Genomic DNA, 20,827 nt, shown 5'->3' on the forward strand with positions numbered 1-20,827 from the left:
CTGCAGCGGTGACGGCTTCCTTCCAACACAAAAAACGCTTTTCCGCCGGAACGGAAAAGAGTCGTGGACATGCACGTCTTATCTATAAAAGTATCATATCGCAATGGTGTTTCGATGTCACGCGATTAATCGCACACCTGAATACGCATTCTAAATTTGAACCGTTGAAAACTTGTCACATCTGCCAGGAAAGAGTAAAGTGAATAGTATTAAACCGATAGGAGTTCTGTAATGGCTAAAAAACACAAGAAACTGACACTCTGGGATTATTTTGTACGATTCTTTTTCATTACTCTCGGGGCTGTCATGATGGCAGTCGCACTCGAAGTTTTCCTTGTCCCCAACGAAGTTATCGACGGAGGTATCACAGGGATCTCCATCGTTGTATCGTCTGTAACCGGCCTGCCGTTAGGTCTATTCATCTTTATTCTTAACGTACCGTTCCTTCTGATTGGATACAAGCAGATCGGTAAAACCTTCGCCTTCTCTACCCTGTATGGGATTATTGTCATGTCTTCTATGACCGCTTACCTCCACCACGTTGAACCGTTTACGAACGAGAAAATATTAGCTGTATTATTCGGCGGACTAATACTTGGCTTCGGCATCGGCTTGGTGCTGCGATATGGCGGATCCCTGGATGGCTCCGAAATCGTAGCGATACTCATCTCCAAGAAAACCAGGATGCCCGTTGGTCAAATCATATTGATCTTCAATGTGTTTATCTTCGCAGTAGCAGGCTTCGTCTTCGGATGGGATTCGGCCATGTATTCCATCTTTACGTTCTACATTGCCTCTAAAGTGATGGATATCGTCGTCGAGGGCTTGAATGAATCCAAATCGGTCACGATTATATCCAGTGATTTTGAAGAAATATCCGAGACCATCATGGAGCGCTTGGGACGGAATACGACGTTTCTCCATGCAAGAGGCGGCTACAGCAAAGAGGATACGCAGGTCATCTACTGTGTCGTGACGCGTCTAGAGGTCGCCAAGCTGAAAGCCATCGTGCAGGAGATTGATGCCAACGCCTTTATTGCAATCGAGCATGTGTCCGATGTGCTCGGTGGTAACTTTGAGAAATCTTCTATTCATTAAGCCAGGTTGCACTCCAAACCAATGCGACCGCTAACGCTTCTCCAGAAACATTCTTCCATATCATATACGATTCTTAAGCAAGGAGGATGCTCGGTTCGAGCATCCTCTTTTGATGTACGCACATAATGGAGCTTCCATGCGCAGCACATACCCCAAGCCTCACGCCGCAGGGCTACATAAACTCTACTGGATGTATCTGTATTTGAGCACCAGGATCAGCCCGATCCAACTTGTTTCTGCTACTATACCCAACCGAGTTTATAAATACTTGAGCATGATACGTCCACCTCTGCGGGAGCCGATTATCCATCTGGCTCCTCTCACGCATTGTAGGAATCGGGGGATGCCGAGCATTGTATATTAGATCCTGCGATAATGAAAAAAAGCCCTGGAGGGCTTAATTACCTCAGGACTCTTTATGTACGTTGATTACATGCTAACACTTGCGTTATGTGTATAAAACGAGTAATGCCGAGGACGGGGGTCGAACCCGTACGGTAGTCACCTACCGCAGGATTTTAAGTCCTGTGCGTCTGCCAATTCCGCCACCCCGGCATGATGATGACGTTTGTGAGAATGGTGGGCCCTGAGGGACTCGAACCCCCGACCAATCGGTTATGAGCCGACCGCTCTAACCAACTGAGCTAAGGGCCCTAAAGAATGAATCGATAGGTTGGGTTGGTTGCGGGGGCAGGATTTGAACCTGCGGCCTTCGGGTTATGAGCCCGACGAGCTACCGGGCTGCTCCACCCCGCGAAAGTACCATTTCATCAACACGTCATTGAATGGCGACAAAATTAAATATACTACAGGTAGGATGCGAAAGTCAACCTGTTTTTTTAAAATTATGGCATAAATCTCACGCCGTACCGCCCCTTGCGAGATTGGAAGACTTCGATCTCCCGGGGGCATTCATAACCGTACACCCACCAATCGTTCTCCATTCGTTGCACCAGACAGCCCGCCTGAAATTTAGTTTCATACAATCTGACCCAATATACCCAATTCATGACGAATCCCTCCATCGCCGTTTTGCTTAGATTACCCCATTGATGGCAAATGCAAGCATTCCTCATGAAGAAAAAACTCTGCGTTATGCACATTCATGCATAACACAGAGCACTTAGGTTATTCAGCGTATACTTGGGTTGAAACATTGCCTTCTATCGGATTAAGCGTTCCATTCGGATTGTCTTTGATTTTCTTGAGGATTGCGTTACCCTTCGTTTCCCATTCCTTAAGAGCGTTCTCAGTCGTCTTCTTGCCCTCAATCACTTCTTGGAACAGCTGTTGACCGATATAACGGGCTTCATCAATACCCGGCTTCTCACGATACAGCTTCTCCGTATCCGTGCTGGAAGGCGGAACTGGCTTCAGCTTGTAGAATGCTTCGATGTTGAAATCTTGACCTTCTCTAAGCTTAAGCATCGATTTGCGCGATACCATCTCGTACATGCTGCGGGATTTCAGCTTCGCCCATTCCTTGCCATTGTTGAAGGCAATGAAATTCCACGCATCTTCGCTATTGGATGCTTTCGCATTAATGCCCATCAGGCTGCTCAAGTACACGTTCCCGCCGATACCTGGATTATCTGTATGCTGCGGCATTGTGACAACATCCCAATCGACGGAAGGAATTTTGCTGTTTTTCGCGTTCTGGTCCTTCGCCCGTGTCAGCTCCGTTACATAATCATAGCCGCCAATGGTCATGGCAACTCTGCCATTGATGAACAAATCGCCTTGGTACGGGTTAAACACACGCTTGCCGTTTCCGGGTTCATCCATCCCGCTGTTGATGTCTTGACTTGTAGGCACAATCTTTTCTTTATATATAGAAGACATCGTTGTAAATACTTTAGCCCACTGTGGCGAATTGACCGTCATTTTCTCGCCCTTGTCATCATAAACCTTCAGCTGGAGTGCTGGCAGGTAGCTGTTCTGCATATCCCAGAACGGATCTCCGCCCCAGCGGCCGAACGATAGGCCGAATGTACGCTTCGCGCCTTCACCCTTGGAAACCAGCTTAGCCTTGGCCAATACATCCTCCCACATCATGTCGTCTGTCGGAGGCGCAACGCCCATATCGGTAAAGATCTTCTTATTATAGTATAAGGCCGAGGAGTTAAAGGTCGGCGTCAGCGCATAGATCGAATTGTCGCCTGCTTCCTTGATGCCATCGATAACTGCAGGAACGAAATCCTCGATGTCGAACTCGTTCTCTTGTATAAGCGGATCCAGCTGTTTCAGCATATTATCCTGGACTAGACGCTTCAAATAGCTTGAGTTGGAATCCAGAACGACCACGTCAACCGGATTTTTGCCATTCAGCATCTCGGTCAGATTCTTGTAAGGATCGGGCTGCGTGTTCGGTTTGCCCTCCTCCTGCTCCTGGAAACGCATGTCGTCATAATTCACAGCGCCGACAATTTGAATATCCAGCTCAGGATGGAGCAGCTCATAGCCATCCGTATACAGCTGACGGAGATACTGCTCATTATCCGGGCTTGAATAAACAAAGCCGATGCGCAGCACGCGTTTCTCTGCGCTGCTATCGCCGTCTCCCTTGCTGCAGGCAGCCAGCAGCGATCCCATCAAAGTAAGCGACAAGCACAACGCAGCGCCCTTACGCATCATGGAACCAAATGTTGATTTCTTCTTCATACGGTTTTTACCCCTCCAATGATTTTGGCTGCGTAATAATAATACGCTCGCCGTCGAATTCCATTGACGCTTTATCTGTAATCTGTAAAGCGCTCAAGTAAACCTTTGGTATTTGCAGACGACCAACGCGGTCGACAACAACATATTCTTCGTGGGCGCTGTTGATTCCGGCTTGCAGCCCGCTGCCCTCCGCATCCAAATTCGGATTGCGTTTAATAAACTCGGTGCTGGTCAGTCCATCCCGAATGGCCACCACCCGGTCCACTTTCCCGGCTAAAGACAAATCATGCGTTACGATCACGATCGTAATTCCGATCTCTCTGTTAAGCCGGCGGAAGATGTCCATGATCATATCCGATGTCCGTGTATCGACTGAGCCCGTCGGCTCATCGGCTAGAAGCAGCTTAGGGCGATTGGAGAGCGAGATCGCAATGGCAACCCGCTGCTGCTCGCCACCCGAAAGCTGATGCAGCTTGTTATGCATGCGGTCCTTCAAGCCGACCCAATCCAGCAGCTGCTTGGCATATGCCCGGTCCAGCTTAGAGGAGAGCATCATCGGCATCTCAACATTCTCTAAAGCAGTCAAATAAGGAAGCAGGTTGCGCGCATTGTTCTGCCATATAAAACCGACCGTGTCACGCTTGTATTCGACAAGCTGCTCATCTGTAATCTTGAGCAGATCCCAGGGGCCGACACTCACGGTACCGGCGGAGGGGCGGTCCAGCCCCCCCAGGATGTTAAGCAAGGTCGATTTGCCGCTGCCGCTGTTGCCGATAATCGCCATCATCTCGCCATCCTGCACCGACAGGTTAAGTCCCTGCAGAGCAACGACCTCGAGATCGTCCGATTTGTATATTTTTACAAGTCCTTCGCATTCTATCATGACCGCTTAACGCTCCTCTCCCATCTTAACGGCTTGATGGACACGAAGTCTGCGGATATGAATCAACAGAAGCGACGCTCCCATCAGCATCATGCATCCTACGACGATGTACAGCTGCATCGTATCCTTAGAGTCGAAGACGACTCTAAACGGCGGAACGGAATTCGCTACATTATCGGTCGTTTGCAGGAATGGCAGGAACAGCAGACTTGTTATTTTACCTATGACAATCCCGAGTATAATCGAAAGACCGGCGGTAAAGATCTGTTCCAGGAGCAGCATGCCCGTCAACTGTCTACGGGATAGCCCCATCGCCCGCAGAACGCCGAACTGTACAATCCTGCCTGACAGGTTAAAGAACCAATAGAGCACGTAACCGACAAGCGAGACGATAATCGAGACGAAGAAGCCTAGACTGAGGATACCAAACACGCCTCCTCGGGTCGGATGCTTCGACTGCGTCAGCAGCTCCTGACGAACGTCCTCGACGGATGCAAGGTCTATGCCTTGCTTCTGCAGCTCGGTGATGAGAGGACCCGTCTTGGCATCTGGCTTCATCTTCAGCCATACATCATACTGCAGGAGCGGAACCTGATCATAGATATAGTCCAGGTTCGCAATGATGAATGGCGACTTGTCGGGATATTGGCTCGGCCAATAAGGCACGATCCCGACGACGACAAAGTCGATCATCCCGTCAGTTAACCCAACGGAAACCACATCGCCAAGCTTAAGCTGGTACCGTTCGGCAATCTTCGAAGGAATGACTGCCGCTTGTTCGTACAAGCCCATGTTGTTCAAATAATTGAACGGATGAGCCGGGAACAGGTCAGAACGGAACCAGGCGACCTTCGAGAAATCAACATTGTCGATTCCCATCAGCGTACCTTGGCCAATCGACCGGCCGGATACGACGACATTACCCTTAGCCTGAAGCACTCTAGCTGCGGCTTCAACACCGTCTAATTTGCGGAAAATCTCGAATGGCGGTTCCGTGTAGATCATACGCGTCGGAGTCGTACCTCCTCCTCCTCCACCGCTTCCGCCTCCGGAGCCTCCGCCTTGGCCGCCACCGCCGCCGCCTTGGCCGCCGCCATTGCCACCTTGACCGCCGCCATTGCCACCTTGACCGCCTTGGCTGCCATTATCGATGATTTCGGCTTGCCCTTCCCAGACCGTCTTGATCACAACGTCAGTTCCGTATTTATACAATGTCCGCTCCGTCGAGTTCAAATCGATCGTCCGGGCAGCAGACGCGTTATATACGCCAAGCCCGAGTGTCAGAATAAGTAAAATCATGAGCGGATAATAGCCTTTGGATGACCGGGACAGCTGCGTCAAGGTCAAGTAGACCGGAACGGGCAGCAGTCTCTTTCCAAGCCAGTTGCACAGCTTCAGCAGCCAAGGGAACACCCGCAAGAAGAACAGCCCCAGCGCGAATATCGCGATAGCCGGAACGAAGAATAGAAACGGCTGGACGTTCAACTGATCGGTTGTCATTCCGCTCTTGAACGAGATCATTTGGCGTTCGTTGAACAAATACCAGCCGTAGCCCGCTATGCCAAGCAGCACCACATCGAAAAACCAACGCTGCCAAACCGGCTTCCGGTCAGACCGGGCAAGCTGCTGCTTGTAATTGACGATCGATGCGCGAGCGTACATGATAGCCGGAATGATCGTTGCCAATAAAGCCAGCACTACGGCACCGACGCCTGCGATAATCGCTTCCGTCGAGAAGCCGATCGGAATCGATTTGCGGTTCACGAATGTGAGAAACCCGTTAGCGGAACCGATGCTCTTGGCCATAAACCAGCCAATTAAAGGCCCGATAACGAGTGCCACTGCACCGAGCAGGAGTCCTTCAAGCAGGTACATCCATATAATTTGCCTCGTCCCTGCCCCCCGGCTTCGAAGCACGGCAATATCGCTTCGCTGCTTATCGAGTGACTGGCGCGCATTCATCGCAATAAAATAGAACACCATCGCGATCATTGGAGCAGCCAATGTGAACAGCAGCATCTGCAGCTGCAGGCTCTGCTTGCGGAATTCATTCAATAGCTTCTGGAACGAAATCTCGACCTTCGTATCCTTGAGCTTCTGGTACAGCTCAATGTTCAGCCGGTCCAAGGTCCGTCCGAGCGGTGCCAGCTGACTGGTTTGAATGTTTTTCAGATCGAAGGCATAGTACCAGTTGGCGGTATGAACGGGAATCTTCCGATCCGTCACAAGCTCCTTCTGGAACGCTTGCTCGCCGATGACGAGCGTGTTCATAATGCCTTCCATTCCTTGATACCAATATGGATCCGTATCGCTGAGAGGCTTATAAGCGCCTACGATTTTGACGCGAAGCGTCAAGTTCAGGCCCCCATAAACCGGATATAAGAGAACATCGCCGATATGAAGATCGCTTCTGTACATGGCTTCTTCCATCATGACAGCTTCGAACGTTTCGTCGGCGCCGATTTCATCTTTAAACCAGCGGCCCTGCGAGATCTCGGACTTCTTGTCTAATCCGGATAACGTCATCAGCGACATCTGCCGCACGCGGCTTGGATCCACTTTACTTGGATCCTCCGGTGCGATTTCTGTACTGCGGATCATCATGTTCTGCACGAAAGTGGTGAACGGAAACCCGATGTCAGCCGGCACATCGTCCTTCACATACCGTGCGACTTCTTTCAATGACGCCGGATCCGTCTTCCCTCCCGTAGCCTGATAGCGCATCAGCAGGGAACCTGCGGGCAATCCCGTGCTTTCTTGCTTCAATGACTCTGCAACAACCCGCTTCAGCGCTCCGTCGGCATACATGGGGATGCTCGTCGCAAACGCCACTGCTATGATAAGTCCGGCTAACGAACTAAGCGTCAGCCAGCGGGTATTCCACATCTTGCGGAACAAAAAACGAAATAACGGCATACCCATCGACTATCGACCTACGACTTTCTGTCCCGGCGTCAAGCCTTTCAGGATTTCAATCTCCGTTGGCGTTTGCTCTCCGACCTCTACATCCACCTCACGCTTGCCTTCGCTGTCGACCACCTGCACATACGTGCGGGATCCGATTGTACGAAGCGTAGAAGGAGGAATCACGACGACGTTCTCCTTACGCTGCGTAATAATGTTGATCGAGAGCGGTGTTCCCCGGGATAGCCCCGCAGGCGTTTTGTCCAGCTGGACGATCAGGAAGTCTTCGGGACGCTCCGGCTTCTGGCTTCCGTTGCCGCCTCCCGGCATTCCGCCGTTGCCGTTTTCGTTCTCGTCCTCTTGAACGACTGGCAGCTGCTTCACCTTGCCCTTCACTTCGCCTACATTATTAATGTCGACGACGACAGGCATTCCCACTGCAACACCCTTCAGTTCGTCCAGCGTCATCTTTGCAGCCGCTGTCAAACTGCCGCTGTCTGCTATAACGCAAATCGGGTCATAAGCCTTAATCAAGTCCCCCTTAAGTACGTTCAGCGTTACGACTGTACCTGTGAACGGCGCTGTCAGCGTCGCCTTAGCGATCTCAGCCTCCTTGTCGACAAGATCCTGCCGCTTCTGTTCAAAGTCGATTACGGCCATCTCGAATTCAACGGGGTCCATTTCATCGCGCTTGCGAAGCTTTTCTTTCATTTGAACTTCAAGCGTCTTGAACGCGAGCTTCTCCGTCCGCAGTGCCTTCTGCAGATCCTCCACATCCAGCTGTCCAATGACCTGCCCGGCCGTTACCTTCTGTCCGACTTTGACATTCAAAGTCTTCAGGCGTTTGCCATCGAGAGTGTAGTATAACGTTTCTTCCTGCAAGGAGATGATCTTACCGATCGCTTGAACCTTCGTTTCCAGCGTTGTCGTCGTTACTTCATACTCCGGTTTCTTCGAGATAGCAGGCGGCGTAATCGACGGCAGTACTTCCTCCTCCTCCTCCTTGGGCAGCAGCGAGCAGCCGCTGGTGAATACCAGCGATACACCCAGAACTACTGCGGCCACTCGTTTAAATGAACCTTCCGTCAACCATTTCGTAAACATGATCGGCAACCTCCAAAATCGTAGGATCGTGCGTTGTCATACAGATTGTAACTTGTTCAGTTCGAATGATATCTTGGAATACCGACATAATTTGCGCGGCCATCTGCGAATCAAGCTCAGCGGTCGGTTCATCAGCAAGCAGCAGGCGAGGCTTGTGCGCAATTGACTTCGCGATTGCAACCCGCTGCTGCTCACCGCCCGACAGCTCGAATGGCCTGTGACTCATCCGCTTCGATAAGCCAACGAGATCCAGACAGTGCGTGACGCGTTCCTTCCATTGACTGCCCGGCACCCCGGCCATACGGAGCGATAGCTCGACATTCTCATAGGCGGATAACAGCGGCATTAATGCGAACGCTTGAAAAATAAAGCCCATTTGCTTGCGTCTTACAAGTGTCCGATCATTGTCTCCCATCGTATGAAACGGCAAGCCCTGAAAAAAAATATGTCCTTTCGTCGGCTGATCCAGACCGCCGATCATATTGAGCAGCGTCGTCTTACCGGAGCCTGACCGCCCGCGCAGCATAACAAGCTGTCTTGGCTTCAGTTCCATATCGATGCCTTTCAATACATGCAGCGGCTGCCCGCCAACCTGGAATGTCCGTTCAACAGACTCGACCGTGAGCAGCGGTTCGCCTTCTTGGATCGAGAGATCGACAGTAGGCTGAATAAGAGCAGCTGCCACCGGTTCAGCAGCGGCAGCCGACTCAAGAACGGCTTCTGTTTCGTCCTCAGCGACCTCCGTTTGTGCAGCATTACGTTTCCACCATGCCATGGCTGTTTATCTAGACCCCCTGCTCCATTAAAATTTTTTCATTTTTCCAATATACCGTATAGACGGCGCACGCAGTGAAAAAGTTACACATTATTTGGATCAAAAATATAAATATTTCATAAAGACAGTAACAAGAAAGCTCCGGACACAAGTATACGGAGAACCGTTATTCCTGCAGTCAGGAGCATTCTGACTCATGATTAATTCACTTTAAAGGTGGCTACCGATTTATCCAGCTCAAGAACGATAGAACGCAGCTGTTCGGAGGCACTCGCAATATCCTCCATCAAGGCCAGCTGCTCCTCCGTCGCCGCTGCAACGCTTTGTGTGCTGGCCATATTCGTCTGTGCCATGTGCGCTGACTGCTCCATCGTCGCGCTAATCTCCTCCGAGCTGGCCGACAATTGCTGCGCAATCGCCGAATTGTCATGAATTTGAGTCGTAATATGCTGGATCGAGCCTCGGATCGACGCAAAGCTCTCACTCGCATCCACCATCAGCCGGCTTCCCTGGTTAACTTCGTTCAGCGTCGTCTCCATAACCAGGGAGGCGTTCATCACCTCACCTTGCGTTTCGCTTACGAGCTGATTAATGACAATGGCGGACTGCAGGGATTGCGCAGCCAGCTTGCGTATTTCACTTGCCACCACGGTAAACCCGCGGCCATGCTCTCCTGCGCGGGCAGCTTCGATGGAAGCGTTCAGCGATAGTATATTAGTCTGATTCGAGAATGTCGTAATGTTCTCCGCGATCATGCCTATCTCATTTGACCGTTCGTTAAGCTTGGCAATGATCACCGATAATTGGCTGATGACCGCTTTTATTTCTTCCATTTGTTTGTCCAGCTGGTTGAGCTGATTCTGGCCTTGCTCGGCATTCACCGAGGTCGAGCTGGAATATTCAAATATCGACGTGGTGTTTACTGCGATGCGTCCAATACCGGCGGCCATCTCCTCCATCGAACGAGAGGTTTCCTCCGCAGCGCGGGCTTGGACTTCCATGCCATTGTTCACTTCCTGTATGTCGGCTGCAACATATGCTGCCGCTTCCACAGATTGCTGCGACGTATCCTGCATCTGGGCAGAGGCGGCACTAACTTGATTCGAATTATGGGAGATCGAGGAGACAAGCTGCCTTAGCCCGGCAATCATGGCTTCTATGGAGTAGGCAATCTGCCCGAGCTCATCCCGGCTGTGCCGGACGGCAGGCTGCTCCCGAAGATCGCCCTTCGCTGCGGCGGTCGCTAACGAGACGACATAACGTACCATCCTCGATATGCCACGAACGATAATGGCTGCAATCAGACAGACCGCAATCAGACAGAAAATGATGCCAATGATGCTCGTCTTCTTCATCACATCGGTTTCCTGGATAATTCGAGACGTTTGTGAATTCGCGTATTCATCCATAATCTCACCAATGACATTTAATTCCTCACGGGCTTCCTCGAACTGCGCCAATAAAGCCTCACTCTTGCTGCTTTGACCGTTGTTCATCTCTTGCTGGGCCTGATCGACCCAGATCGGGAACGCCCGGCGGAAGCCTGCGACAATCGCTCGTATGGAATCGCTGCCGGCCAGCTTCGTTAACTCGGACAATCCTTCCTTCTCAATATAGCCATAGGTTTCCTCGACCCGGCTGACCGCTTGCTCCGCATTCATGATCATGTCCGCTTTCATCTGCTTTGCGGCTTCTTCATCCAGCAAGCCGGATTCAACGAATTGAAAAGCGGTGAGGGATTGATACATGTCCCGATCCCCGTTCAGCACGAGAGTACTTACTTTATTAGTCGTTTCGAATAGCGTCTTCGACAGCAGCTTCACATCGGTTTCGTATCGGTTTATCCAATAGACCGAGCTAAATACATAAAGGGCAACTGGAAAAGAAATGAGAATCAGCAGTTTTGCGCGCAAAGATAAAGCCAACCTGTTATTAATCATGCGATCACCTTTTCTAAAGTCGTATAGGTTAGCCCGGATAGTGCACCCTAACTGCTTTATCGACCGTTACGCCTCAAAAATAAAGTGATTTCAATAAATAGATGAACGCCGCCGAAACGGACAAAAAATAATGGAACACCCGATTTCGGGTGTTCCATTATTGTTATATTATGGATTAATATCATCTAAGAAAAATCCCGCCTTGAACACGCACTTATCTGGCTGCAGCTGTCATCAGCCTCTCATGACAATGGCGTTGCCGGATGCATATCGCCTCAGACCGACATGAAACACAATGGTGCTGAATACGCCCATCCCAATCGTTACCGCTGCTGCGCCGGCAATAAAACCGGGATTTTGGTCACGCAGCAGCCCGATAGGCAAATAGCTAATATAGCCGGCAGGGACAATGGTGAATAAGAATACTCTTGCAGCACCACGGAATATATCTGCCGGGTAAGTGCTCAGCGAGACGAAGCTGTTGAAGACTTGCTGGACGATCCCTTCTGCGTTGCCGAAGAAGAAAGCAAGGCTGCCCGCTGCGATCATGAGAAACATGAAGATGCAGCCGCTAATAACCAGGCCAAGCGTGAACAGTAGAGCGCCTTGAATCGTATGATCACCGGCCCATCCATAGATCGCAAGCCCGAATGCGAAATCTCCGATTGCCGTTAAGGACATCCTGCTGGCGAGCAGATGAAGAAGTACCGGCTTCGGTTGCGTCAAATAAACATCCAGTTGTCCGGTAGCCGCAAGGGAGGGAATACGGTGAAAGTTGCCAAATAGCATATTCGCCCAGCCAAAGCCTCCAGCACTTACGGCCCACAGCATCATAATGTCGTTTAATTCCCATCCATTAATGACAGGGAAGCGGTGAAAGAACAGACTCCAGAAGAAGAGCCACATCAAGTTATTGATGAACATCATTCCAGCCATGAGCAGAAAGCTGATTCGATATTCCAACGACGAAGCCAGATTGACTTTCCATATCGTGAATAGAAAGCGGAGCATGATCCACACTCGTTTTCCCGAAATCCTACTTTCCTCAGCCTCCATTGACATGAAGTCTGGTCACCCCTCTCCGGTAAATCGTCCATATCCCTATACCCAGCACAACGATCCAAGCAGCCTGCACGGCAAAATATTGAAGCATCGACACTTCCTCATAAGCAACGGCCGTGCGGGCGGGGATGTACAGCACGGCCTGAAACGGCAGCCATGCGCAGATGCGCTGCAGCCATTCCGGCATCAGATCGATGGGCAGCAGCATTCCGCCCACAGTAAACTTCAGCTTTTGCAGCACAAATTCCAGTCCTCGCGTTTCTTCTATCCAGAATGCGCACATTGCGACGATTCCATTGAGCAGAAAAGCAATCGTAAGCGCACCAGCGCTAAGAGACAGCAGCCCCAGCCAACCGAATCCGAAGGTTGGAGGACCGACGAATAGCCATGCAATGAAGCTGCCGACGACCAGATGAATCCCAAACCGGAACACAGCCTCCGCCATATACGATGAGTAATGATAGCTCAAATAGGAGAGAGGACGAATGAGCCGTATCGCAATATCCCCGTTCTTCACCTCTTCCTCGATCCGCAGACTTAACTGGGGACTCGCCATCGTCAACGCTTCGGTGAAGACCAAGTACCATATGATCTGCTTTAACGAGAACCCTGCAATCAAACGTTCCGTATCGCCCTCATAGGCCGCGGACCACAGCTGGATGAAAACATACAGGATGAGCAGCAGGAAGGAAGCCCTTAGCATAAAATCGACTTTATAGGCCAGCTGCTGCCGAAGTGTGATTCGATAGATGGCCTCGATCTTCCTCCCCTTCGCTGACAAGAAGGACAGTCTTCCGTTCATAGACGCCGCCCACCTGCCCCGGCACCGGCTTGTCGTGATGCTTCGAGCCCGGATTCCGGACCTGCTCCGCCCGTTCTCATGCCATAGATATGCTTGATGATTTCTTCCAGCGGCGGATCTTCAACCGTTACATCCTCCAATCGAAATTTACCGACGAGCGCGCTAAGAACCAGATCGATATCTGTCTGGCTCAAATCCACGGACAGCTTCATTCTCCGCCCTTCGTTCGATACGATTTCGGTGCCGGCTATACGGGCTTGAATGGCTGAGGGAGAGTCTGGTTTCAAGGTGAGCGTGATCGTCTTCCGGTTTAAGATATCCCGCTTCAGCTGCTCAACCTTGGCATCCAACAGAATGCCTCCGTGATGAATGACGACTGCTCTTGTGCACAGTTCTTCTACATCGCCTGCATCATGAGAGGTTAAGAAGACCGTGGTTCCCTCCTTGCGGTTCAGCTCGCGAATGAGCTCGCGGATACGCTGCTTCACAAGGACATCGAGACCGATTGTCGGTTCATCGAGAAAGAGCAGCTGAGGTCTATGGAGGAAAGAAGCCGCGATTTCACAGCGCATGCGTTCACCAAGTGACAGCTTGCGAACCGGTGTATGCAAATAAGGCTCCAGCTCGAACCGTTCGATTAAATCCTTGCGTCGTGCCTTATAATCACTTTGCTTCAGCTCGTAAATCCGGCTTATTAAATCGAACGTGTCCATAGGCGGAAGGTGATACCACAGCTGGGACTTCTGTCCGAATACCGTGCCGATCCGGTAAGCAAGCTTCGTTCGATCACGCCAAGGGGTAAACCCCAGCACCTCGGCGTTACCGGAGGTTGGGTGCAGAATGCCGGTGAGCATCTTAATCGTCGTTGATTTCCCTGCGCCATTCGGCCCTAGAAAAGCAACCGTTTCTCCAGCGTGAACCGTTAGATTAATGTCGCTTACAGCCGTTCTCTCCTCCCATTCCGGCCGGAATAACGACCGGATGCTTCCGGATAGACCCGGCATCTTTCGTTTGACCCGGAATGATTTACATAAGCTCGCTGTCCGGAGTGCGATCATACTCCTGTCCCCCTTCTATGCTTTATGTTGGTAAAGCAAAAAAGCCTCCGGCAAGTCCCGCCATGTTAGGCGGAACTTGCCGGAGGTCTTTTATCCCCACGGTGTAGCATGACTATCGTCCACTGCCGGTTTCGCTTGGTTCGAGCCGATCACTCAACATATGCGAGTCATCCTCGGATCCCTAGAAACCCTTCCGTTTGATGTAATACTTTACCATCTTATCAATTCGTTAGCAAGACAATTCTAGTGATTTGTAACGCAATCTCCATTGTCCAACTATTGAAACAGACACGCTGAAAATAAAAAACGTCAGGACATAGCGCCCTGTCGTTCATTAAGACTGTTCGTATAGCCTTCTAAGATCGTCAACAGCTTGTATTCCATACGTCTTAGCCGATCGATCGTCCATTGCCGAAACAAATCGCTATCCTGCAGCCATTTCGCCTTGCTTATGACACTATAGGTTTCATTCATAGCCATGATCGATTCTCGGTGAATAGGATCCCGGTTGTACTTGCGAACGCGCTGCAGCAGGTCTCCTGTCGATTTGAAAAGCTGTTCCAGTGATCGTTGCATATTCGGATACCTCGCATTCATCTCGTGTAATTGTAACTATTCATAATTACCCCGCTCACCAGGTTTGAATCATCAAAAAAAGAGGCCACCGGCCATAATTGCCCGGATAGCCTCTTCCCACTCACCGTTATTGCATGAAGCTTATACGCCGAATGACTGTGGATTCTCTCGCCAGGACTGGAGCAGCGCAACATCCTCGCTCTGAACCACGCCATTCTCGACAGCGGCCTCGATAAGGGCCGTGTAATTGGACAAGGTGTCCAGCGGAATATGCTCCTCGGCAAACGCAGCTGCTGCGTGAGGGAATTGATAGGTGAAGATCGCCACAACGCCTTGGACCACGCATCCGGCTTCCCGTACAGCAACTGCAGCCTTCAGGGAGCTGCCTCCGGTGGAGATTAAATCCTCGATGAGGACCACTTTCTGTCCCTCTTTAAAGTGGCCTTCGATTTGGTTCGTTTTGCCGTGCCCTTTGGCTTTGTCCCGTACATACAGCATCGGCAGGTTCAGCTTCTGGGCAACCCAAGCAGCGTGCGGGATCCCGCCCGTTGCAATGCCTGCGACGGCTTCGCAATCGGGGTGGCGTTCCCGTATTACAGCAGCGAAGCCTTCCGCGATTAGCTCGCGAATTTCGGGATAGGACATCGTCAAACGGTTATCGCAATAAATCGGTGATTTCAACCCGGATGTCCAGGTAAACGGCTCATTCGGACGCAGCGCGACGGCCCCGATCTTCAGCAGCCCTGCCGCGATTTCGCGCGGCAATTGTTCCAATGCCGGTATACTCATATTAAATCAGCTCCTCAATGATAGATTCCAACGCCGACCTTGGGTCTGCGGCAGCGGTAATCGGTCTTCCGATAACCATATAATCGGTCCCTTGCATAAGCGCTTCACGAGGGGTCATAATCCGGGACTGGTCACCCACATCTGCACCGGCCGGCCGGATACCGGGGGTTACCGTCTTGAAGGTGCTTCCGCATGCCGCTTTGATCATCTGTACTTCCTGAGGCGAGGCTACAACACCGCCCAGCCCTGCTCGTTTGGCGAGTCTTGCATAACGGATGACGGCATCTTCTGTCGGACCGGTAATGCCGATTTCGTCATTAAGCACGGATTGGCTTGTGCTGGTCAACTGCGTGACGGCAATGACAGCCGGCTTGACTCCGCTTGAGGAAACCGCCGCATCTACCCCCTCCAGCGCCGCCTCCATCATGCGCAGTCCTCCGGCTGCATGAACGTTGAACAGATCTACACCGAGCTTCGTTATGCTGTTAGCGCCGCCCTTAACGGTGTTGGGAATATCATGCATCTTCAGATCGAGAAATACATTATAGCCCCGTTCCTTCAAGCCCGCCACGAATGCCGGACCAGCCGTATAGAACAGCTGCATACCGACTTTCATATAGCAAGGAATTCCTTGCAATGCGCTCAGCAGCGCTTCGGCTGCAGCTGCTTCCGGATAATCCAGCGCGACCATAATTCGGCCTGCCGCCTCTTCCCTTGTCAGCTTACCCATATCGACGCCTCCTTTATTGCTTGATTACATGGCGAAAGCCTGCTTGTGGGCAGGCTTCCGCAGCCGGTTAAGGCTATAACAGCGCTTCTTATATTACTTCTTCTGCAGTACCGGCATCGGACGCGAGGAGAAGTTGATGGTGATCAGCATGTTGAGCAACGCGCGGACCGTATCCAGCGAGGTCATGCAGACGACGCCGTTCTCGACCGCTTCGCGGCGAATCCGGAAGCCGTCCCGTTCAGGAGTCTTGCCCTTGGTCAGGGTGTTGACCACAAAGTGTGCTTGACCGTCGCGAATGAGATCAAGAATGTTCGGCGATCCTTCACTCAGCTTGTTGACGCGTTTTACGCGCAATCCAGCCTCTTCAAGCGAGTCGGCCGTTCCGCCCGTAGCGATGATGTTGTAGCCGAGCTCATAGAAGCCGCGCAGAATTTCTAGCGCTTCTGGCTTATCTTTATCCGCGACCGTGGCGATGATTGCGCCTGTCGGCGGAATGCGCATACCCGCGCCTACCAGACCTTTATAGAGTGCCTTCGCATATTGCATATCGCGGCCCATGACTTCGCCGGTCGATTTCATTTCCGGCGTCAGCGTTGGGTCTACGCGGCGAAGCTTCGCAAACGAGAAGACCGGCACTTTAACGGAGACGTAATCATCCTCCGGCCATAGACCCTCTGTATAGCCAAGCGATGCCAGCTTCGTGCCGAGTATCGCCTTCGTTGCCAAGTTCGCCATCGGAATGTTCGTTACTTTGCTCAGGAACGGAACGGTACGCGACGAACGCGGATTAACCTCGATGACGTATACTTGATCCTGGTAGATGACGAACTGGATATTGACCAGGCCGACTACTCTCAGTTCCTTCGCGATCTTGATGGTGATGTCGATCATCTGCTGCTTCAGCTCATCCGACAACGATTGCGGCGGATACACCGCAATGGAGTCGCCCGAGTGTACGCCCGCGCGCTCGACATGCTCCATGATGCCCGGGATGAGCACCGTCTCGCCGTCGCAAATCGCGTCAACCTCTGCTTCCTTGCCAAGCATGTAGCGGTCGATCAGAACCGGATGCTCCGGATTGATCTTCACTGCCTGCTCCATGTAGGTCAGAAGCTCCTCGTCGGAGTAGACAATTTCCATCGCGCGACCGCCAAGGACGTACGACGGACGGACAAGAACCGGATAGCCCAGGCTTTGCGCCGTCTCGACCGCCTCGCCTACCGAGATGACCGTTTTGCCTTTTGGCTGGGCAATGTCCAGCTTACGAAGCAGCGCCTCGAATTTTTTGCGGTCTTCGGCCGCATCGATGCTCTCCAGATCAGAGCCCAGAATGCGAATGCCGGCTTTCGTCAGCGGCGCGGCCAGGTTGATCGCCGTTTGGCCGCCGAACTGGACGATGACGCCGATCGGCTTCTCCTGCTCGATGACGTTCATGACGTCTTCGAAGAAGAGCGGCTCGAAGTACAGACGGTCGGACGTAGAGAAGTCCGTCGATACAGTTTCCGGGTTATTGTTAATGATAACCGCCTCATAACCCGCATTCTGAATCGCCCATACCGCGTGAACCGTTGAGTAGTCGAATTCGATGCCTTGACCGATCCGGATCGGTCCGGAGCCAAGCACGAGAACTTTCTCCTTCGCCGTCTCGGTTACTTCGTTCTCCGTCTCATAGGTCGAATAATAGTAAGGTGTCGTCGCTTCAAATTCAGCGGCGCAGGTGTCGACCATTTTGTAAACCGGCTTGAGCCCTTGCTCATGACGATAAGCACGGATGTCATGCTCGTTCGTTAGTGTCGAGTGGCCGCCTTCTTGGCGAATTTCTCCGATGGAGCGGTCAGAGAAGCCTTTGCGCTTCGCGCTGTAAAGCAGCTCATTCGTAAGGACAGCTGCACGGCGCAGCTCGTCTTCGAACCGGACAATGCCTTCGATCTTGTCGAGGAACCACCAGTCGATGCTTGTCAAATCTTGAACGTCCTGCAGCTGATAGCCGCGGCGGAACGCTTCCGCCACCAGGAACATCCGCTCGTCGTCCGGCTTTTGCAGACGGTGGCGCAATGTTTCATCGTCAAGTGAGGCCGCATCCTGCAAATGAATCCGGTGTGCGCCAATCTCGAGCGAGCGAACAGCTTTGTGAATGGACTCTTCGAAGGTACGGCCGATTGCCATAACTTCCCCTGTCGCTTTCATCTGCGTACCCAGCTTCCGGTTGGCGGAAATAAATTTATCGAACGGCCAGCGCGGAATCTTCGAAACGATATAATCCAGCGTCGGCTCGAAGCATGCATAGGTTTGTCCCGTTACCGGGTTGACGATCTCATCAAGCGTATAGCCAACGGCGATCTTCGCAGCCATCTTGGCAATCGGATAGCCTGTAGCTTTGGAAGCGAGCGCCGAAGAGCGGCTTACCCGCGGATTAACCTCGATTACATAATATTGATAGCTTTGCGGGTCGAGCGCGAACTGTACATTGCAGCCGCCTTCGATATTCAGCGCGCGAATGATCTTCAGCGAAGCCGAGCGCAGCATTTGGTATTCTCTGTCGGACAGCGTCTGGCTTGGCGCCACGACGATCGAATCGCCGGTATGAACGCCTACCGGGTCGAAGTTCTCCATGTTGCAGACCACGATACAGTTATCGTTCGCATCACGCATGACTTCGTATTCGACTTCCTTCATGCCCGCAATCGATTTCTCGATCAGACATTGGTTAATCGGGCTGTAACGGATACCCGAAGCAACGATTTCAAGCAGTTCCTCTTCGCTTGTGCAAATACCGCCGCCAGTTCCGCCAAGTGTGTAGGCTGGACGGACAATAATCGGGTAGCCAATCTCATTTGCGAATACAACCGCTTCTTCAACGGTAGTGACGATCACACTCTCTGGAACCGGCTGCTCAAGCTCGCGCATCAGGTCGCGGAACAAATCGCGATCCTCCGCTTTCTCGATGGCAGACAGCTGCGTACCGAGCAGCTTGACATTCTCACGCTCGAGCACGCCTGCACGTGCCAGCTCAACGGCCATGTTCAGGCCGGTTTGTCCGCCAAGCGTCGGCAGCAAGCCGTCCGGACGCTCCTGGCGAATAATTTGGGTAACGAATTCGAGCGTAATCGGCTCGATATATACTTTGTCAGCCATGTTCGTATCGGTCATGATCGTCGCTGGATTGCTGTTGATGAGGACGACCTCATAACCTTCTTCCTTCAACGCTTGGCATGCTTGTGTTCCTGCATAGTCGAACTCTGCTGCTTGTCCGATCACGATCGGGCCGGAGCCGATCACGAGAATTTTCTTAAGTTCATTATTTCTGGGCATACTGCAGCTCTCCTCTCAATGACTCTGCAAGCTGGGCTTGCCGCGGTTTCTGTGGATTATTCTTTTTGTATTCGCGGATCATCTCCAGGAATTCGTCGAACAGGTAGCTTGAGTCGAAAGGACCTGGCGCCGCTTCCGGGTGGTACTGCACCGAGAAGGCCGGATATTCGGTATGCTTCAGCCCTTCAATTGTACGGTCGTTATTGTTAATGTGCGTAACTTCGAGCTTCGTGCCCTTAACCGATTCCTCAAGAACCGTGTAACCATGATTCTGCGAGGTGATGTAGCAGCGGTTCGACTTCAATTCTTTAACCGGGTGGTTGCCGCCGCGGTGGCCGAACTTCAGCTTCGAGGTGTCAGCGCCGCAAGCTAGTGCGAACAGCTGATGGCCGAGGCAGATTCCGAAGATCGGATATTCACCGAGCAGCTCTTGAATCATCTTCACGGCATGCGGCACATCCTTCGGATCCCCAGGGCCGTTGGACAGCTGAATACCGTCCGGGTTCAGGCGGCGAATCTGCTCAGCCGTCGTATCGTGCGGAACCACGACAACGTCGCAGCCGCGTTTCGTCAGATCGCGCAGAATACCGCTCTTCGCGCCGTAATCGACGAGTACGATGCGTTCACGTTCGCCTGGGCTCGAGAAGATGCTTGGCGTGGAGGTGCGGGCAACTTGATCGCGCATGAGCGGCGAGGAAGACAGCCGTTCCTGCAGCTCTTCCACGCGCTCTGCTCCCGTTGTGAGAATGCCCTTCATCGTACCGTGATGGCGAAGGATGCGGGTTAGCATGCGCGTATCGATTTCGCTGATTCCGATAATGCCGTATTCCTTAAGCAGCCGATCCAGCGTGTATTCTGCACGCCAGTTGCTTGGCACCGGCTCGTGACGGCGTACGACAAAGCCGTGAATGAAGGGGCGCACGGATTCAAAATCATCGCGGGTTATTCCATAGTTCCCGATCAGCGGGTAAGTCATGGTTACGATCTGTCCGCAATAGGACGGGTCGGAGAGCACCTCCTGATAGCCTGTAATACCGGTGTTGAACACCACTTCACCGCTCGACTGTCCTTCCGCGCCAAAAGCGAGGCCTGTGAACAACGTTCCGTCTTCCAACAACAATCTTGCTTGCATC

The 20,827-nt window shown here is 52.0% G+C and carries 16 protein-coding genes and 3 tRNA genes; 1 reads left to right on the forward strand and 18 read right to left on the reverse strand.

The window, feature by feature from the left end; genetic code table 11:
• Positions 1 to 231: 231 nt before the first annotated feature.
• Positions 232 to 1,098: a YitT family protein gene (locus NNL21_RS05825; protein WP_204816465.1), complete on the forward strand. Its 867-nt coding sequence runs from the start codon at positions 232 to 234 to the stop codon at positions 1,096 to 1,098.
• 469 nt (positions 1,099 to 1,567) lie between these two features.
• On the opposite strand, the gene NNL21_RS05830 is transcribed toward NNL21_RS05825, so the two are convergent.
• From NNL21_RS05830 to carA, 18 genes are all read right to left on the reverse strand, one after another.
• Positions 1,568 to 1,653 (reverse strand) — tRNA-Leu (locus NNL21_RS05830).
• 22 nt (positions 1,654 to 1,675) lie between these two features.
• Positions 1,676 to 1,752: transfer RNA gene (locus NNL21_RS05835), tRNA-Ile, on the reverse strand.
• A gap of 25 nt (positions 1,753 to 1,777) precedes the next feature.
• Positions 1,778 to 1,854, reverse strand: a tRNA-Met gene (locus tag NNL21_RS05840).
• Positions 1,855 to 1,943: 89 nt separating this feature from the next.
• Positions 1,944 to 2,108, reverse strand: coding sequence for a hypothetical protein (locus NNL21_RS05845; protein ID WP_204816466.1), 165 nt, complete (start codon positions 2,106 to 2,108; stop codon positions 1,944 to 1,946).
• 118 nt (positions 2,109 to 2,226) lie between these two features.
• Positions 2,227 to 3,759 (reverse strand): ABC transporter substrate-binding protein, encoded by a 1,533-nt coding sequence (locus NNL21_RS05850; protein WP_204816467.1) that lies wholly within the window; start codon positions 3,757 to 3,759, stop codon positions 2,227 to 2,229.
• Positions 3,760 to 3,766: 7 nt separating this feature from the next.
• Positions 3,767 to 4,642: an ABC transporter ATP-binding protein gene (locus NNL21_RS05855; RefSeq protein ID WP_204816468.1), complete on the reverse strand. Its 876-nt coding sequence runs from the start codon at positions 4,640 to 4,642 to the stop codon at positions 3,767 to 3,769.
• 6 nt (positions 4,643 to 4,648) lie between these two features.
• On the reverse strand, positions 4,649 to 7,564 hold the full coding sequence (locus NNL21_RS05860) for an ABC transporter permease (RefSeq protein WP_204816469.1): 2,916 nt from the start codon (positions 7,562 to 7,564) through the stop codon (positions 4,649 to 4,651).
• A 3-nt stretch (positions 7,565 to 7,567) separates the two neighbouring features.
• Positions 7,568 to 8,650: an efflux RND transporter periplasmic adaptor subunit gene (locus NNL21_RS05865; RefSeq protein WP_204816470.1), complete on the reverse strand. Its 1,083-nt coding sequence runs from the start codon at positions 8,648 to 8,650 to the stop codon at positions 7,568 to 7,570.
• Positions 8,616 to 9,425 carry an ABC transporter ATP-binding protein gene (locus NNL21_RS05870; protein ID WP_204816471.1) on the reverse strand — a complete coding sequence of 270 codons (810 nt, stop codon included), beginning with the start codon at positions 9,423 to 9,425 and terminating at the stop codon, positions 8,616 to 8,618. Before NNL21_RS05870 ends, NNL21_RS05865 begins: the two co-directional genes overlap by 35 nt.
• Positions 9,426 to 9,625: 200 nt before the next feature.
• Positions 9,626 to 11,338, reverse strand: a complete 1,713-nt coding sequence (locus NNL21_RS05875) for a methyl-accepting chemotaxis protein (protein ID WP_204816472.1) — start codon at positions 11,336 to 11,338, stop codon at positions 9,626 to 9,628.
• A gap of 261 nt (positions 11,339 to 11,599) precedes the next feature.
• Positions 11,600 to 12,427 (reverse strand): ABC transporter permease, encoded by an 828-nt coding sequence (locus tag NNL21_RS05880; protein WP_256555063.1) that lies wholly within the window; start codon positions 12,425 to 12,427, stop codon positions 11,600 to 11,602.
• Positions 12,411 to 13,229, reverse strand: a complete 819-nt coding sequence (locus NNL21_RS05885; RefSeq protein ID WP_204816473.1) for an ABC transporter permease — start codon at positions 13,227 to 13,229, stop codon at positions 12,411 to 12,413. The genes NNL21_RS05880 and NNL21_RS05885 overlap by 17 nt, the downstream gene beginning before the upstream one ends.
• Entirely contained in the window at positions 13,226 to 14,287 is a 1,062-nt protein-coding gene (locus NNL21_RS05890; protein WP_204816474.1) for an ABC transporter ATP-binding protein, read from the reverse strand. The genes NNL21_RS05885 and NNL21_RS05890 overlap by 4 nt, the downstream gene beginning before the upstream one ends.
• Before the next feature lie 309 nt (positions 14,288 to 14,596).
• On the reverse strand, positions 14,597 to 14,863 hold the full coding sequence (locus NNL21_RS05895) for a hypothetical protein (RefSeq protein WP_204816475.1): 267 nt from the start codon (positions 14,861 to 14,863) through the stop codon (positions 14,597 to 14,599).
• 141 nt (positions 14,864 to 15,004) lie between these two features.
• Positions 15,005 to 15,652 (reverse strand): orotate phosphoribosyltransferase, encoded by a 648-nt coding sequence (pyrE, locus tag NNL21_RS05900; protein WP_305880629.1) that lies wholly within the window; start codon positions 15,650 to 15,652, stop codon positions 15,005 to 15,007.
• Between the two features lies 1 nt (position 15,653).
• Positions 15,654 to 16,382, reverse strand: coding sequence for an orotidine-5'-phosphate decarboxylase (gene pyrF / locus NNL21_RS05905; RefSeq protein ID WP_204816476.1), 729 nt, complete (start codon positions 16,380 to 16,382; stop codon positions 15,654 to 15,656).
• Positions 16,383 to 16,475: 93 nt separating this feature from the next.
• Positions 16,476 to 19,694, reverse strand: a complete 3,219-nt coding sequence (gene carB, locus NNL21_RS05910) for a carbamoyl-phosphate synthase large subunit (RefSeq protein WP_204816477.1) — start codon at positions 19,692 to 19,694, stop codon at positions 16,476 to 16,478.
• The gene (gene carA, locus NNL21_RS05915) at positions 19,681 to 20,826 is read right to left on the reverse strand and encodes a glutamine-hydrolyzing carbamoyl-phosphate synthase small subunit (RefSeq protein ID WP_204816478.1); all 1,146 of its coding nucleotides are present in this window, start codon (positions 20,824 to 20,826) and stop codon (positions 19,681 to 19,683) included. The genes carB and carA overlap by 14 nt, the downstream gene beginning before the upstream one ends.
• Position 20,827 lies beyond the last annotated feature (1 nt).

This window comes from Paenibacillus mendelii, from assembly GCF_024498075.1.
Taxonomy (GTDB): Bacteria; Bacillota; Bacilli; order Paenibacillales; family Paenibacillaceae; genus Paenibacillus_Z; species Paenibacillus_Z mendelii.